Origin of the sequence: Acinetobacter tibetensis (genome assembly GCF_023824315.1) — a bacterium.
Lineage (GTDB): Bacteria > Pseudomonadota > Gammaproteobacteria > Pseudomonadales > Moraxellaceae > Acinetobacter > Acinetobacter tibetensis.
The window spans coordinates 2361516-2376354 of the sequence record NZ_CP098732.1; the positions used below are offsets into that span (position 1 = coordinate 2361516).

12 protein-coding genes are annotated in these 14839 nt (G+C 39.5%); 6 read left to right on the forward strand and 6 right to left on the reverse strand.

Annotation, left to right across the window (positions count from 1 at the left end; genetic code table 11):
• Positions 1 to 14 precede the first annotated feature (14 nt).
• Positions 15 to 698: a hypothetical protein gene (locus tag M5E07_RS11510; protein ID WP_252219375.1), complete on the reverse strand. Its 684-nt coding sequence runs from the start codon at positions 696 to 698 to the stop codon at positions 15 to 17.
• A gap of 355 nt (positions 699 to 1053) precedes the next feature.
• Between M5E07_RS11510 and tssH the strand changes: the two genes are divergently transcribed.
• Genes tssH through M5E07_RS11540 form a run of 6 tightly spaced genes read left to right on the forward strand, consistent with a single transcriptional unit; the run spans position 1054 to position 8616 of the window.
• Positions 1054 to 3723 carry a type VI secretion system ATPase TssH gene (tssH, locus tag M5E07_RS11515; protein ID WP_252223795.1) on the forward strand — a complete coding sequence of 890 codons (2670 nt, stop codon included), beginning with the start codon at positions 1054 to 1056 and terminating at the stop codon, positions 3721 to 3723.
• Between the two features lie 25 nt (positions 3724 to 3748).
• A complete protein-coding gene (gene tssA, locus M5E07_RS11520; RefSeq protein WP_252219378.1) occupies positions 3749 to 4861 on the forward strand; it encodes a type VI secretion system protein TssA in 1113 nt (370 codons plus the stop codon).
• A gap of 5 nt (positions 4862 to 4866) precedes the next feature.
• Complete coding sequence (tssK, locus tag M5E07_RS11525) at positions 4867 to 6231, forward strand: type VI secretion system baseplate subunit TssK (RefSeq protein ID WP_252219381.1); 1365 nt, start codon at positions 4867 to 4869, stop codon at positions 6229 to 6231.
• 12 nt (positions 6232 to 6243) lie between these two features.
• Positions 6244 to 7047, forward strand: a complete 804-nt coding sequence (gene icmH / locus M5E07_RS11530; protein WP_252219384.1) for a type IVB secretion system protein IcmH/DotU — start codon at positions 6244 to 6246, stop codon at positions 7045 to 7047.
• Between the two features lie 14 nt (positions 7048 to 7061).
• Positions 7062 to 7646, forward strand: a complete 585-nt coding sequence (locus M5E07_RS11535; protein ID WP_252219386.1) for a hypothetical protein — start codon at positions 7062 to 7064, stop codon at positions 7644 to 7646.
• A 1-nt stretch (position 7647) separates the two neighbouring features.
• Positions 7648 to 8616 carry a M15 family metallopeptidase gene (locus M5E07_RS11540; RefSeq protein ID WP_116759454.1) on the forward strand — a complete coding sequence of 323 codons (969 nt, stop codon included), beginning with the start codon at positions 7648 to 7650 and terminating at the stop codon, positions 8614 to 8616.
• 135 nt (positions 8617 to 8751) lie between these two features.
• On the opposite strand, the gene M5E07_RS11545 is transcribed toward M5E07_RS11540, so the two are convergent.
• From M5E07_RS11545 to prpC, 5 genes are all read right to left on the reverse strand, one after another.
• On the reverse strand, positions 8752 to 8886 hold the full coding sequence (locus tag M5E07_RS11545) for a zinc ribbon-containing protein (protein WP_016165874.1): 135 nt from the start codon (positions 8884 to 8886) through the stop codon (positions 8752 to 8754).
• 374 nt (positions 8887 to 9260) lie between these two features.
• Positions 9261 to 9404, reverse strand: a complete 144-nt coding sequence (locus M5E07_RS11550) for a zinc ribbon-containing protein (RefSeq protein WP_120402943.1) — start codon at positions 9402 to 9404, stop codon at positions 9261 to 9263.
• A 142-nt stretch (positions 9405 to 9546) separates the two neighbouring features.
• Positions 9547 to 10974: a DUF8370 family protein gene (locus M5E07_RS11555; RefSeq protein ID WP_252219388.1), complete on the reverse strand. Its 1428-nt coding sequence runs from the start codon at positions 10972 to 10974 to the stop codon at positions 9547 to 9549.
• 76 nt (positions 10975 to 11050) lie between these two features.
• Positions 11051 to 13669 (reverse strand): Fe/S-dependent 2-methylisocitrate dehydratase AcnD, encoded by a 2619-nt coding sequence (gene acnD, locus M5E07_RS11560; RefSeq protein ID WP_252219390.1) that lies wholly within the window; start codon positions 13667 to 13669, stop codon positions 11051 to 11053.
• A complete protein-coding gene (gene prpC, locus M5E07_RS11565; RefSeq protein WP_252219392.1) occupies positions 13669 to 14820 on the reverse strand; it encodes a bifunctional 2-methylcitrate synthase/citrate synthase in 1152 nt (383 codons plus the stop codon). Before prpC ends, acnD begins: the two co-directional genes overlap by 1 nt.
• Between the last annotated feature and the right edge of the window lie 19 nt (positions 14821 to 14839).

Sequence of the window (14839 nt, forward strand, 5' to 3'; positions counted from 1 at the left end):
TGTATTTTAAATTGTTATAAACCCGCAAAAGGGTTGCTGCTGCTGTTCGTATTACTATTGGTTGTATTTACTTTAACCGTCGTTGTACTTGTCTTAGTCTTATTGCTTGTTGTCGCTGCGGATTTGGTTTTAGCCTTAGTTTTTGCAGTTGTTGCGACTTTTGCTGATTTTGCTGCTTTTGTTTTCGATGATTTCGACGTTGATTGATTCCTTTCAGCCGTATTTAAAGCAGTTTCTAATAAAACTGAGGCTGGTTTTGCTGAATCAATTGATCGAATGAGTTCATTTGCAGCAGGATAAGTAATGTCCGAGCTAAGATAGCGCATTTCTTTCTGACGCATTTGTTTCAGAGCATCATTTGCAAGATCAGTCGCCGCGAGGAACTTGACATCAGTCAAGGTATTACCCTGTACTTTTTCAGCTTCAAGCTGCTGTACCAGTGCTAAAGCTTTTTCGCTTCGACCAATTTGCTGAAAACGTTGCGCTGCTTGAACTAAATAACCATTTTTATTATCTGCGTTTTTTTTATCGCAAATTTGGCTATATGTTTTTAATAAAACAGGATCATTTTCACCAGAAACTAACGGATTTTTCTTGATGCAACTTCGAGAAATATCAATATCTGAATTACTCGCAAATGCACTCATAGATAAACTAGACAGCATTAAGCCTGCCCATAAGAGAATATTTGTCTTCAAAACAACCTCTATTATTAAGTCTTTGTCTAAAGTTTTAACCGTTTATATTCTGGTTTTTACTTTATGTATTTTTAAAGTAGGCAGATTTAACTAAATATTAACTACAGTAGTCAAGACAAATTTTGTCATCTTTCGACATTTAATAAATTTAAATAACACTTTTTTTCTTAAATTTTATGATATATGATTCGCACGACTTTATACCAATTACTTAAAAACATAATTTTTCATGCTAGAAAGTTATGATTTTTTTGACTAAGAAAATTTGATTATTACTTTTTTATTAATAACTTAACCAACAAAAATATTCGTATTAAAGTAGTGATTCAAATCTTAGTCTCAAAAGCTGAGATCCATAATGAATAATTTAAAAGTTTTAATTACAAAACTGTCTATTCCTGCACGTGAAGCTTTAGAAAAGGCAGCAAACTTTTGTGTTTCTCAACAAAATTTTGAAATAGAGATTGAGCATTTACTGACTGAATTGGTGAAACAAAATTCAGATAATGATCTGCAACTCATATTAAAAAAATACAAAATCGCGCATGAAGAACTTTTAAATGATTTAAGCCAAAGTATTGCATTATTGCCTAAAGGCAACACTCGTACCCCTATTTTTGCTTTGTCTATTGTTCGTTTATTCGAACAAGCTTGGCTAGTGGCTTCTGCTGAGAAAATACCTGTTATTCGAAGTAGCCACTTATTGATTGCATTACTTACTGCGGCTGATTTACACCAGATTGCAACCCGAGCATCTGTACACTTAACTATGTTGCCAATCGACACGATAAAACATCAGTTTTTAGACATTTGTCGAAACAGTACCGAATGTGATACAACGCCAGTAGTACAGCCAAAAACTGATCTTCCCTCTAGTTCTATCCAACCATCAACTTCGCAAACACCTGCTTTAAATCAATACACCATCAACTTGACGCAAAAAGCACAAAACGGACAAATTGACCCTGTAATTGGACGCGAACATGAAATTCGCCTCATGCTCGATATTCTGATGCGACGTAGACAAAATAACCCGATTTTAACTGGCGAACCAGGCGTCGGAAAAACAGCGGTTGTTGAAGGACTTGCTTTAAAAATTGCACAAAATTCCGTTCCAGATGCGCTCAAAAATGTACAACTTCACACCTTAGATATGGGGTTATTACAAGCAGGAGCCAGTGTAAAAGGTGAGTTTGAAAACCGACTGAAACAAATTATTCAGGAAGTTCAAAGTTCAAGTCATCCTATTATTTTATTCATTGATGAAGCGCATACACTGATTGGAGCAGGAGGACAAGCGGGGCAAAATGATGCTGCAAATTTACTTAAACCCGCGCTAGCTCGTGGTGAACTGCGTACTATTGCGGCAACAACTTGGGCAGAATATAAACAATACTTTGAAAAAGATGCAGCCTTAAGTCGTCGCTTTCAAGTCATTCAAGTTGAGGAACCAACCGAAGCTGTTGCCATTGATATGCTACGCGCCATGATTCCAGTTATGACTGAACATTTTAAGTTACAAATTGATGATGAAGCAATTATAACCGCAGTTCATGCATCACATCGTTACATTACAGGGCGTCAACTCCCCGATAAGGCCATTAGCGTTTTAGACACTGCGGCTGCGCGTGTCGCACTTACCCAGAATGCTCAACCTGTTCAATTAGACCAATTTCAAGCGCAGTTACACAATCTTAAATTAGAACTAAACATTCTACAGAATGAACACCAAAGCAATCCAATTCATGAAGAACGTCTAAACAGCATTCAAGAAAATATTCTGTGTTTAGAACAAAATATTCAAGTCATACAACAAAAATGGCAGCAAGAACTGGCTTTAGTCAAACAAATCCAAGCGCTGCAAGATGGCCAAGCAGTTAACTGTAATGAGCAAATTGCTGAACTCAGATTCAAACTTCTCCAATTACAAGACAATAACCCTCTCGTGTTTGACCGCGTGAATGCCACCATCATCAATGAAATTATTTCTGATTGGACGGGTATTCCTGTTGGTAACATGGTCAGCGATGAAATTAAACAAATACTGAACCTAAAAAACAAACTTGAACAACGCGTCATGGGTCAAGATTATGCGTTAAAACTGCTAGTTCAAGGTATTAAAACTGCTAAAGCCAAGCTGGAAGACCCCAATAAACCACAAGGTGTGTTTATGTTAGTGGGACCAAGTGGTGTAGGTAAGACCGAAACAGCACTGACACTAGCGCAGGAATTATATGGCGGTGAATCGCACTTAATTACCATCAACATGTCCGAATACCAAGAAGCCCATACCGTTTCCTCGTTAAAAGGTTCGCCTCCGGGTTATGTCGGCTATGGTCAAGGTGGCGTATTGACCGAAGCTGTACGACGAAATCCGTATAGTGTTGTTTTATTGGATGAAATTGAAAAAGCACATCAAGATGTTCAAGAATTATTTTTCCAAGTCTTCGACAAAGGTACTCTAGAAGATGGTGAAGGACGTGTCATTGATTTTAAAAATACTACGATCTTACTGACTTCAAATACAGGCTCAAGCAGCATCATGCAAGCCTGTCTAAATCATCCAGTCGAGCAATGGCCTACTGCTGAGCAACTACTTGATAAATTAAAACCAAGTTTATATCAGCAATTTAAACCTGCATTCTTAGGTCGCATGCAAATTGTTCCATATTTCCCATTACATGATGATCTTTTAATTCAAATTATTGAGCATAAATTAGGAAAAATTATCAAACGCATCGAGCAGCAATATCATGTGCAGGTTCAGTATAGTGATGATGTCAGCGAGCTATTACTTAGTCGTTGTACTGAAGTGGATAGCGGTGCCAGAAATGTAGATCATATTTTAAATGCCTCGATTCTACCTGCTTTAGCGACAGAAATTTTGCTGGCTTTAAGCGAACAAAAGTTGCCAAATCAAATTTGGATAGACGTAGACAATGATGAATTCATTTATGTTCTTGATTCTAAGATAAAACAATCTAAAAAGAAAAAAGCCAAAGCAGTCAAAGCTGAAACTGTATAAAACGTAAATTGGATTATTTCGTACTATGAATATAGAGTTAGACAAGTTGCTCGAACCCATTTCGGGTGCAAAAGCATGTGGGGAAGATTTATCCTTTTCCAATGAATTTCACGCCATTAAAAAAGCCAAGACTGAAGATGATCCATCTTTGATCTTAGGCGACTGGATTACAGAACCGAAACAAGCTGACTGGAATTTTGTTGCAGAACAAAGTTGCCAACTTCTGATTGAAAAAACCAAAGATATTCGACTGCTCACTTGGTTATCCGAAGCATGGGCAAATTTATATGGTTTTCATGGCTTAGCGAAGAGTCTGGAACTGTCACACCGCTTATTAGAACAATTCTGGCTCAAGTTACACCCTGCAATTGAAGAGGATGACTTAGATCAACGCTTGGGATTATTAAAAGGTTTAGTCAATCAACTTCCGCTATTAATCAAAAAAACACCATTGATTGAAAGTTCGCCAGCTTATTCTTTATGTGATTATGAAAATTTTCTGTATCAGAACAACAATCAAAGAAAACAAGCAGATGATGATACGGTATTTTCGAATCAACTTGAGCAATTTGACCTCGCACTTGCGCAAAGTTCCCGAACGGTACAATTACAGAATTACCAAAGTTTTGAACAACTTTTATTGCATTGGGAAACCTTAAAACTGGTACTAGATCAACTCATGCAACTGGAAGCTCCAAGCTTTGCGCATATCGACTCACAACTTGAAGATATCCATAAATCATTAAAGAAAATTTATAAAGCGGATCAATTTCAACATGGATCTGACACTTTAGACACTTCATCTACGCTTGAAATATCAACAGACACTCGTCAATTGCCTCAAACAGAAACAGCTTTCGCTATGCCCCTGCATTCACAACAAGGTTTTCAGCCTTCCCCACAAAGTCATTTACAAAATCGGGAACAAGCCATCAAAGTTTTACAGGACATTGCCGATTATTTTCAAACGCATGAACCGCATAGCCCAGTGAGTTATATGCTGCAAAAGACGGTTAAATGGAGTCAAATGCCTTTACATGAATGGTTAGCTCAGGTCATTAAACAGGAAAATCCTCTCGAATCTGTTCAAGAATTATTGGGCATCTCCTCAACCAACAATGAAACAAGTAACTGGTAATTGACATGTTTAAAGCAGAAAAAATTCTTTGGGGCGAAGGCCTATTTTTACGTCCTCAACACTTTCAATTACAAGACCGTTATCACGAACAGCATCTAAATCATACCATTCGCGCGACCATCCCTTTTGCCTACGGTATTCAAAAGATTACCTTCGATGAAAGCCAATTGAACTTAAACGTTTTGGCTTTAGAAGCAATTGAAATGATCTGGCAAGACGGTGAAATTTATGCCGCTCCCTCACGTGACCTTTTACCCGAACCCATTTTATTGGACCATTTAAACTTGCAAGGTGAAATGCAAATTTATTTGGCGATTCCTATCGTACAAGCCAATAAAAAAAATGTGTCATATGAAAAAAGTTCACAGCCGAGTCGTTATCATTGTTATTTGACTGAAACCCATGACCTGTTTACCGATGCATCTCCTGCTGAAATTTCCCTATTGCAACGTCGTGCAGAATTTAAGCTATTAGAACCACATATCATGCCAACCCATGAAATGGACGGTTTCTTGTATCTACCCGTTGGCATGATTAAGCGCCAAAGTTCAGGACATTTTGAACTTGACCCGAAGTTTATTCCACCGTTATTGCATATTGAATCAAATGCAGCATTGTTAAATCAGTTGAAACGTCTGCTAAATATCATTCGTGCCAAGATTAAAACCGTTCAATCTAATAATCGTGAAAATGAACAAAAACTGATTGAATTTCGTTCTGGTGATATTGTGTCTTTTTGGTTGGTCAATGCACTTAATACAGCATATTCTTGCCTCAACCATATTTTTCAACACCCTCAGATTCATCCTGAACGCTTATTTTCTGAACTGTTACGATTGACTGGTTCTTTATTGACGTTCTCATCCGTCTATGAAGTAGACCAACTGCCCAAATACCAACATCACCAACTGCAACAGAGTTTCAGTGATTTAGAGCAAATTTTACGAGACTTACTCGATACGATTATTTCAAACCGCTACATCAGTATTAGCCTAAAAGAAACACGTCCATCGTACTGGGTCGGTAGTCTTGAAACAGATAAAATTACCCGAGATACCCGACTCTATGTTTCTGTCTCGAGTAGCATGATGCAAACGCATGAACTGATTCAAATTGTTCCTTTACGCTTTAAAGTGGGTAGTACCATTGACGTCGAACAACGTGTGGTTGCAGCACTTCCTGCGATTCCATTACATCACTTAATGCAGGTTCCAACTGCCATTCCTGTGCGTTCAGGGGTGAGTTATTTTGAAATTGAACCTCATCATGAACTTTACCAACAGATGTTGTCTTCTGAAACCATTTGTATTTATGTTCCATCTGGTTTCCAAGACATTAGTATTGAATTAATTGCTGTGATGAATAGCTAAGGAATAATAAAAATGAATTCTTCTAGTCAGGCACCCTCTTTGTTTGATGATGGTCAAATTGGTTCAAATACCTTGCCTTATCACTCTGCGATTGTGAAGCCAACATCCTGCCTAATTGATTTACTGTATGACGGTTTTTATGTGGTTTTTTTATTAAGAAACCAATATGTCCCTCAACAACCCGAACAATTTAGACAAAAAGTTCTGGATTTATTACACCGCTTTGAACAGCAGGCACGCAAATTACAATTTTCTGCCGAAGATATTCATGATGCCAAATATGCCTATTGTGCCTTGTTGGATGAAACTATCGTCACGCAGCAAAATGATGCTTTTTTTAATTTGCAAAATCTATGGTTAATTAATCCATTGCAATTAAGCCTGTTTGGTTCACAACTGGCAGGTTATCAATTCTTTGAGGTTTTAGAGCAACTGCGTAGTAAAGGTAAAGACCGACTCGCCTCACTCGAAGTTTTTCATTATTGCCTACTGTTGGGTTTTCAAGGCAAATATCGGATTGAGTCGATTGAAAGTCTAAACCATTTGGTGGCACGAATTGGAGATGAAATTGATTACTTAAAAGGGAAAAAAGCAGCATTCTCGCCTTTTTCGGCTCTACCTGATCAAATCAAGAACATCATTCATCGTGAACTTCCTTTCGTCTGGATTATTCTATTTTTATTGATTTTTAGCCTTCTGGCTTTTGCAGGCTTAAGATATTCGCTTAACCAACAAACGCAGACTTCACTTGCGCCATTTAATAATGTAATTAGTACGCCTACGGAACAGGCCAATATTACGATTTATTTACCTTAAATTGTTGGTGGCATATGGCTCAAGAAAAACAAAATACCCTGCGCATTTTAAAAGCGAACCCTGCAAAACCACAAAAGCGTTCAAGCATTTATGTGATTGCGGGGTTTGTCGGTGGCATTATTTTAAGTTGTGGCTTTTTCGGTTTTTATCTTTATGCTCAAAACTCTGAAAAAACAACATCCACTGACATAAAACCGAATCAAGCTGAGACAACTACGCATACATCTCCCCTCGAAACCAAGCCCGTGGAAAATGCGACTACAGCAGATGAGGATATTGATTATCCGAATCAAATCAATGAACAAGAGATGTCCGCACTGTTTAAACATTCAGTGAATAGTCCGACCAATCTCAATAAGCATACTCCAAACAGCTCACCCTTCGCCAATCTGGGTCAGCAACCGGAATTAGCGAGCAAAGATGTGGGCATAATCGAAAAAAAAGTGCAGAAACCTCAACCTATGACCCCAACGGCAAAGCCACTAGCACAAGGCGTAGTGAAACCTGCATTATTAGATCAACTGGATAAAGAAGCTGAATTGGCTCAGCCTCAAGCACAAACCACACACCCATCATCACCTGCTGTACAGTCAAACTAAGATGATTATTTTTATTGGCTGTAGCTTTCTAGCGTTGGTGATTGGTTTGAGCTTGTTAATGTCTTACGAGCTTCGGCTGCGAACCTTGAATTATGTGCGGATGATTTTACCCAGCAGCAAACAAAAGCTTGGGCACGCACGTCATTTTGCACAAGAAATGGGTTATGCCGCTTCTGCTGAGCAAACTCAAACCCATTGGCATTTACAACAATGGTGGATTTTGATTGCTGGATTCTTTTTATTGGGCAGTATTCTACTGTTTGCCTTTACCCGCCCCATTGATCCAACCAAAGTCGAAGCCAATTATCTGGAAAAAGTCGACCCACAAATTTATGCCTTATTGAATGGTGAAATACTGACAGCACCACCAGAGGTCGATGAACAGTTGGTGGACGCTGCAATTGTTGAGGCCATGCAACTAGAACAGCAATATCAAGCACAGAACAACAGTGTAACGGCTCAACCTTTCTCTTTAGAGCGGGATACGACATTTGAACAAAGTCATGGGCATTTTGATACTTCATTGATTGACCGTAAATGGGATCGGATGAATTTACGCTACAAGCAACGGTTATTGATGGTGTTTAAAATCATGAAGGAACGTTATGGTTATGAACTGGTATTGTTAGAGGGTTACCGTAGTCCTGCACGTCAAAATATGCTTTCTGGCAATAAAAACACCACGCGTGCTAAAGCCTTCCAGAGCTATCACCAATTTGGCTTGGCTGCGGATGTTGCATTTAAACGGGATGGCAAAGTGGTAATTTCTGAACGTGACCCTTGGGCTTGGAAAGGCTATCAACTATATGGTGAAGTTGCCGAGTCGGTCGGTTTAACTTGGGGTGGACGCTGGAAGTCTATTCATGACTATGGTCATACCGAGTTCCGTATGCCGGGTTTGAAAAAAACAGCAGAAATGGCAGAAAAACTCACTACTGAAGGACAGCTTTTAGCACAAGAATTAAATTAATAATGTGCCCAATTGGGATGACTGCATACCAAGTCCTATATCTTTATATTATTCATAACAACAAAAAGCCCTATGGATGAATAGGGCTTTTTTTAAAACAGGGATATCTGTTTTAATGTTGTTGCTTAATCACTTTTATTTTTGAAATTGAGTGCAAGCGCATTTGGTACACGGGGGTAAACGATCAGTACCAATTTCTAAGTAGACTCGACGTCCGCATTGAACACAAAAATAGAAGCCTGTTCCGGGTTTTTCGCCAGCAGTAACCATCTTTGTTCTCCATAGATTTTAGAAATGGTAACCCTAGTATAACGCGCTTATGCTCAATGTCTATTGATCATTTTAAAAAATAATGGCGTCATAAATGTAAGAAATAATGTATTCAAAAAATTGGTGAGCTAAACAAAATTTAATCATTTAAGCGAAGCTTTGATTACTTTATGAACATAAATAATGCTTTAGATTACATATAACCTGTTCTTTAGAGCCATTGATCGTGAACTTACTCTCATAGCGGTAGATATACCTGAAAGCATAAATCAGGTTTCGTTCCCTTCAATCCTTTTCTTGATACAAATAAAAAGCCCTATCTGGTGTGACAGGGCTTTATTCAAAACAGCGGATCACTGTTTGCAGTGTGCAGCTTAGGCAATCTTGTTGTTAAATTGATTGCCAAGGCATTTGGTACACGGGGGTAAACGGTCTGTACCAATTTCTAAGTAAACGCGGTGTCCGCATTGAATACAAAAATAGAAGCCTGTTCCAGGTTTTTCGCCAGCGGTTACCATTTTTGTTCTCCATGTGTTTTAGAAATGGTGAACAGATTATAGACAAGCTTTTGAGTTTGTAGAGTCTATTTTGTGACCGCAGGGGTCAAAAGGTTAAATAAAGGACTTTAAATTTTCATTTTCAATAATTTTCCACTTATGATTATTCATCAGCAACACTTGCAGATGCTTTAGGAATAGCATTAACAATGATAACGTCTAAATTTTTTAGTCCCGTATCCTTAACTAATGAATTGAAGGATTCCCAACGCCCTTTAGTAATACCTTCATTATATAAAACTAAATATATGCCTTTTTGACTTTTCTCTGCTTTTTGATAAATAGGGAGCTGCTTTTCATAACCATGAGCTAATTGATTATTCGATGTTAGCTTAACTTCTACTAAAACCTTAGTTGATGCACCTACACTAATTTTAAAATCAACAGGTCCTCTACCTGCATCGGCCTCGGGGGATAAATCTAAATTATTTGCATAACAATATGCACTTGCAATTCCAAAAAATAATAATTGTGCTGCTGATTCATGCTTTCTTTTATCTTTATCATCATAAAGTAACTTACTCAGCCCATTATTCTCTATTAATTCCTTAAAATGCATACATATTTTTTTAACTACTGTATACACATCATCCAAAGTTGGGTTTTTCTTTAAAGTTAATTCTAGAGGTTGTTTAGCTAATACATCTTGAGCTGTTCTATACCAAATCACTTCCCCTGTTTTATCTTCATTAAAGTCATAATAACTAGGTCTTGAGTTGGAATAGGCCTCTAACAATTCTTTCAACAAATCAGGGTATTGTATAAATACATTTTTTACATGTTGCTTCTTTTCTTGGGTAGTAACTGATTTATATGCGTTACCCAACAAATCATTAAAGAAAACTCGGAGTTCTTCATTATGGGATTTAATCCAATTAAGATCAGCAAACTCATTTGCAACTGGCAAATCTCTTAAGAACTCTTTAGGTATTAGTATAATCGGTTCTTTTGTATAAGGATTCTCAGGTAAATTTGCTTGTTTATAATATTTTGAGAATCTTAGTTCTTTTAGCTCAATCTTAAATTCTGCACAAACTCTTTGTGTATATGCAATCAACTCATCAATTAAAATATTAGTTGTCATATCACTTATTAAATCTGGACCAACACCATCTTCAAAAGCACCAACTAATTCAAAAATGGCTGGATCCTCGTTGCCAGCTTCGATTATTGCTTTAATATTTTCCAATATCTGTTGTTTCTTTTTCTCTCCTATCCCACTCCCTTGATTACTGGATGAGTAACCTATACTAAAACCTTTAATTTCATTTGTTTTAAATATACTTAAAGCCTTTTTCCAAAATAAATCTGATTTAGAAGTTTCTTGGGCTTGCTTCAACAACCTAATAACTTTTTCAAAAAAATTTTGAATTTTAGAATAAGCATTTTTAAATTCAGGTATTTTTGTATCTCTTATTAAACTTGGATCAATAAAAAGCCTTGTATCCACCCCCAAAATAGGATCAAAAGCGCCTGTTTCTTCGAATTTCAAACTATCAATTTTATATTCATCTACAAAACTTATAATCATTATACCGTCCAAATAAAAACCCCATCATCAAGATAGGGCTTTTTTTGAACAATATCAATAATGTTTAACTAAAGTATCAAGCCACTTGGCCTTCTAAAAAGTCTTGTGCAAAACGCTGTAATACACCGCCCGCTTCATATACAGAAACTTCTTCTTCTGTATCTAAACGGCAAGTGACTGGCACTTCCACAATTTCATTTTTACCATCGGCAGTTGAGCGCTCAATCACCAAAGTTAAATCAGAACGCGGCGCAATATTACCAATCACGCTATAAAGCTCTGTACCATCTAGCTTTAATGTCTTGCGGTTTACGCCCGGTTTAAACTCAAGCGGTAACACGCCCATACCCACCAAGTTGGTACGGTGAATACGCTCAAAACCTTCTGCCACAATCGCTTCAACACCCGCAAGGCGCACACCTTTCGCAGCCCAGTCACGGCTTGAACCCTGACCGTAGTCAGCACCCGCAACAATAATTAATGGCTGTTTACGGTTCATGTAGGTTTCAATTGCTTCCCACATACGCATTACTTCGCCTTCTGGCTCTACACGCGCTTTTGAACCTTGCTTAATGGTACCGTCTGAACGAACTACCATTTCGTTATAGAGTTTCGGGTTAGCAAATGTTGCACGTTGTGCAGTCAAATGGTCACCACGGTGCGTTGCATATGAGTTGAAGTCTTCTTCTGGTAGACCCATTTTGTGAAGATATTCACCCGCAGCCGAATCCATCAAAATCGCGTTTGAAGGCGACAAGTGGTCAGTGGTGATGTTGTCACCCAAAATGGCAAGCGGACGCATGTTCGCTAAAGTACGTGGTGCAGCCAACGCCCCTTCCCAATATGGTGGACGGCGGATGTAAGTACTTTGTGGACGCCAGTCATAAAGCGGACTTTCGGCCTCTACGGTTACGCCTAAATCAAACATTGGAATGTAGACTTTACGGAACTGTTCAGGCTTCACAGCTTCTTTAACTAACGCATCAATTTCAGCGTCAGATGGCCAGATATCTTTCAGGTAAATTGGGTTACCGTCTTTATCGTGACCCAAAGCATCTTTTTCGATGTCAAAACGAATCGTACCTGCAATTGCATAAGCCACAACTAGCGGTGGAGATGCCAAGAACGCCTGTTTTGCATATGGATGGATACGACCATCGAAGTTACGGTTACCAGACAATACTGCTGTTGCGTACAAGTCACGGTCAATAATTTCTTGTTGGATGACTGGATCTAACGCACCCGACATACCATTACAAGTCGTACAAGCGTAAGCCACAATACCAAAACCGAGTTGCTCTAAGTCTTTTAGAACACCCGCTTCTTCAAGGTAAAGTGCAGCCGCTTTTGAACCCGGTGCAAATGATGATTTCACCCAAGGTTTACGAACTAAACCTAGCTCATTTGCCTTACGTGCCAACAAACCTGCTGCCACGGTATTACGTGGGTTAGAAGTGTTGGTACATGAAGTAATTGCGGCAATAATGATTGCACCATCTGGCATTAAGCCGTCAGAACGGTTTTCAACAACACCTGCAATGCCTTTTTCTTTTAGGTCGGCAGTTGAAACACGTGCATGTGGATTTGATGGACCAGCAATGTTACGCGTTACTTTTGATAGGTCAAAACGTAGTACGCGTGGGTACTCTGCTTTGGTCATGTCAGATGCCCAAAGGCCAATTTCTTTTGCGTACTGTTCAACCAATGCCACTTGAGCATCTTCACGACCTGTTAGACGTAAGTAGTCAATCGTGTTTTGGTCGATGTAGAACATTGCAGCCGTAGCGCCGTACTCTGGTGTCATGTTCGAAATGGTTGCACGGTCGCCCACAGACATACTATCAGCACCTTCACCAAAGAACTCAAGGTATGCACCAACCACGCGCTCTTTACGCAAGAATTCAGTTAGAGCAAGTACGATATCTGTTGCAGTAATACCTGCCTGACGCTGACCTACAAACTCAACCCCAATAATGTCTGGCAAACGCATCCAAGATGCACGACCCAACATCACGTTTTCAGCTTCTAAGCCACCCACGCCCACAGAAATAACACCCAAAGCATCGGTATGTGGGGTGTGTGAGTCCGTACCTACACAGGTATCTGGGAAGGCTACGCCATCACGTGCCTGAATCACTGGAGACATTTTCTCTAGGTTAATCTGGTGCATAATGCCGTTCCCCGCAGGGATCACATCGACATTTTTAAATGCGGTTTTCGTCCACTCAATAAAGTGGAAACGGTCTTCGTTACGGCGGTCTTCAACAGCACGGTTTTTTTCAAAAGCGTCTGGGTCAGCACCACCGTATTCCACTGCTAAAGAGTGGTCAACAATAAGCTGAGTCGGCACAACCGGATTGACTTTAGATGGGTCACCGCCTTTGTCAGCAATTGCATCACGCAAACCTGCAAGGTCAACCAAAGCAGTTTGACCCAAGATGTCGTGACACACCACGCGCGCTGGATACCATGGAAAGTCCAAGTCCTGACGACGCTCAATTAACTGCGTTAAATAGGCAGTTAAGTTCTCGGCATCGGCACGGCGTACCAATTGTTCTGCAAGTACTTTAGAGGTGTAAGGCAGTTTTTCGTATGCGCCTGGCTGAATATCTTCAACGGCTTGACGCACGTCGTAATATTCAAGCTGGGTATCGCCCTTATAATTTGGCAGCAGTTTACGGTATTTTGTGTTCATTAACCACGCTCCGCCAATGGTTTAAATTTGAGGTTTTCAGGGCCTGTATAGTTCGCACTTGGACGAATGATTTTGCCGTCTTGGCGTTGTTCAATCACATGAGCTGACCAACCTGCTGTACGTGCGATCACGAATAATGGTGTGAACATTGCAGTTGGAACGCCCATTAAGTGATAGCTCACAGCACTGAACCAGTCGAGGTTCGGGAACATGTTTTTCACTTCTTTCATCACGGCTTCTAAACGTTCCGCAATCAAATACATTTTTTTGTTTTCTTGCGCATCCGCCAATTCAAGTGCAACTTGCTTAATCACTTCGTTACGTGGGTCAGCGATGGTGTAAACAGGGTGACCAAAACCAATCACGACTTCTTTGTTTTCTACACGCTTACGAATGTCTGCTTCTGCTTCATCTGCGTTGTCATAACGCTGTTGAATCACGAATGCAACTTCGTTTGCACCACCATGTTTGGGACCACGTAATGCACCAATCGCGCCTGCAATGGTTGAGTACATGTCTGAACCTGTACCTGCAATTACACGTGACGTAAACGTCGATGCGTTGAACTCATGCTCTGCGTACAAAATCAACGACGTGTGCATGGCTTGAATCCATTGTTCACATGGTTTTTCACCGTGTAACAAATGTAGGAAGTGCGCACCAATTGAGTCATCATCAGTTTCAACTTCAATACGTTTACCGTTGTGGCTAAAGTGATACCAGTAAAGCAACATTGAACCGAAAGATGCCATTAATTTGTCTGCGATGTCGCGTGCACCCGCATAGTTATGGTCTTCATGCTCTGGCGTTAAGCAACCAAGAACTGATACACCTGTGCGCATCACATCCATAGGGTGTGCATACGGTGGGAGTTGTTCTAAAGCCGCTTTAAGTGATGCGGGTAAACCACGAAGTGCTTTCAGTTTATTTTTATAGGCTGTGAGTTCCGCTTTATTCGGTAATTTGCCATGAACCAAAAGGTAAGCCACTTCTTCAAATTCACTTTGACCCGCAAGATCTAAAATGTCATAACCACGGTAGTGCAAGTCATTACCACTACGACCTACGGTGCAAAGTGCTGTATTACCCGCCACTTGTCCGCTGAGTGCGACTGATTTTTTAGGTTTGAATCCGCTTGTTGTTGCATTCATGAGATCTTCCTTCTTCCAT

Bases quoted from the DNA above. Each gene is read 5' to 3' on its own strand.
- tssA (WP_252219378.1), top strand. From the start codon at position 3,749: ATGAATATAGAGTTAGACAAGTTGCTCGAACCCATTTCGGGTGCAAAA.
- tssK (WP_252219381.1), top strand. From the start codon at position 4,867: ATGTTTAAAGCAGAAAAAATTCTTTGGGGCGAAGGCCTATTTTTACGT.
- icmH (WP_252219384.1), top strand. From the start codon at position 6,244: ATGAATTCTTCTAGTCAGGCACCCTCTTTGTTTGATGATGGTCAAATT.
- M5E07_RS11535 (WP_252219386.1), top strand. From the start codon at position 7,062: ATGGCTCAAGAAAAACAAAATACCCTGCGCATTTTAAAAGCGAACCCT.
- M5E07_RS11540 (WP_116759454.1), top strand. From the start codon at position 7,648: ATGATTATTTTTATTGGCTGTAGCTTTCTAGCGTTGGTGATTGGTTTG.
- M5E07_RS11545 (WP_016165874.1), bottom strand. From the start codon at position 8,886: ATGGTTACTGCTGGCGAAAAACCCGGAACAGGCTTCTATTTTTGTGTT.
- M5E07_RS11550 (WP_120402943.1), bottom strand. From the start codon at position 9,404: ATGGTAACCGCTGGCGAAAAACCTGGAACAGGCTTCTATTTTTGTATT.
- M5E07_RS11555 (WP_252219388.1), bottom strand. From the start codon at position 10,974: ATGATTATAAGTTTTGTAGATGAATATAAAATTGATAGTTTGAAATTC.
- acnD (WP_252219390.1), bottom strand. From the start codon at position 13,669: ATGAACACAAAATACCGTAAACTGCTGCCAAATTATAAGGGCGATACC.
- prpC (WP_252219392.1), bottom strand. From the start codon at position 14,820: ATGAATGCAACAACAAGCGGATTCAAACCTAAAAAATCAGTCGCACTC.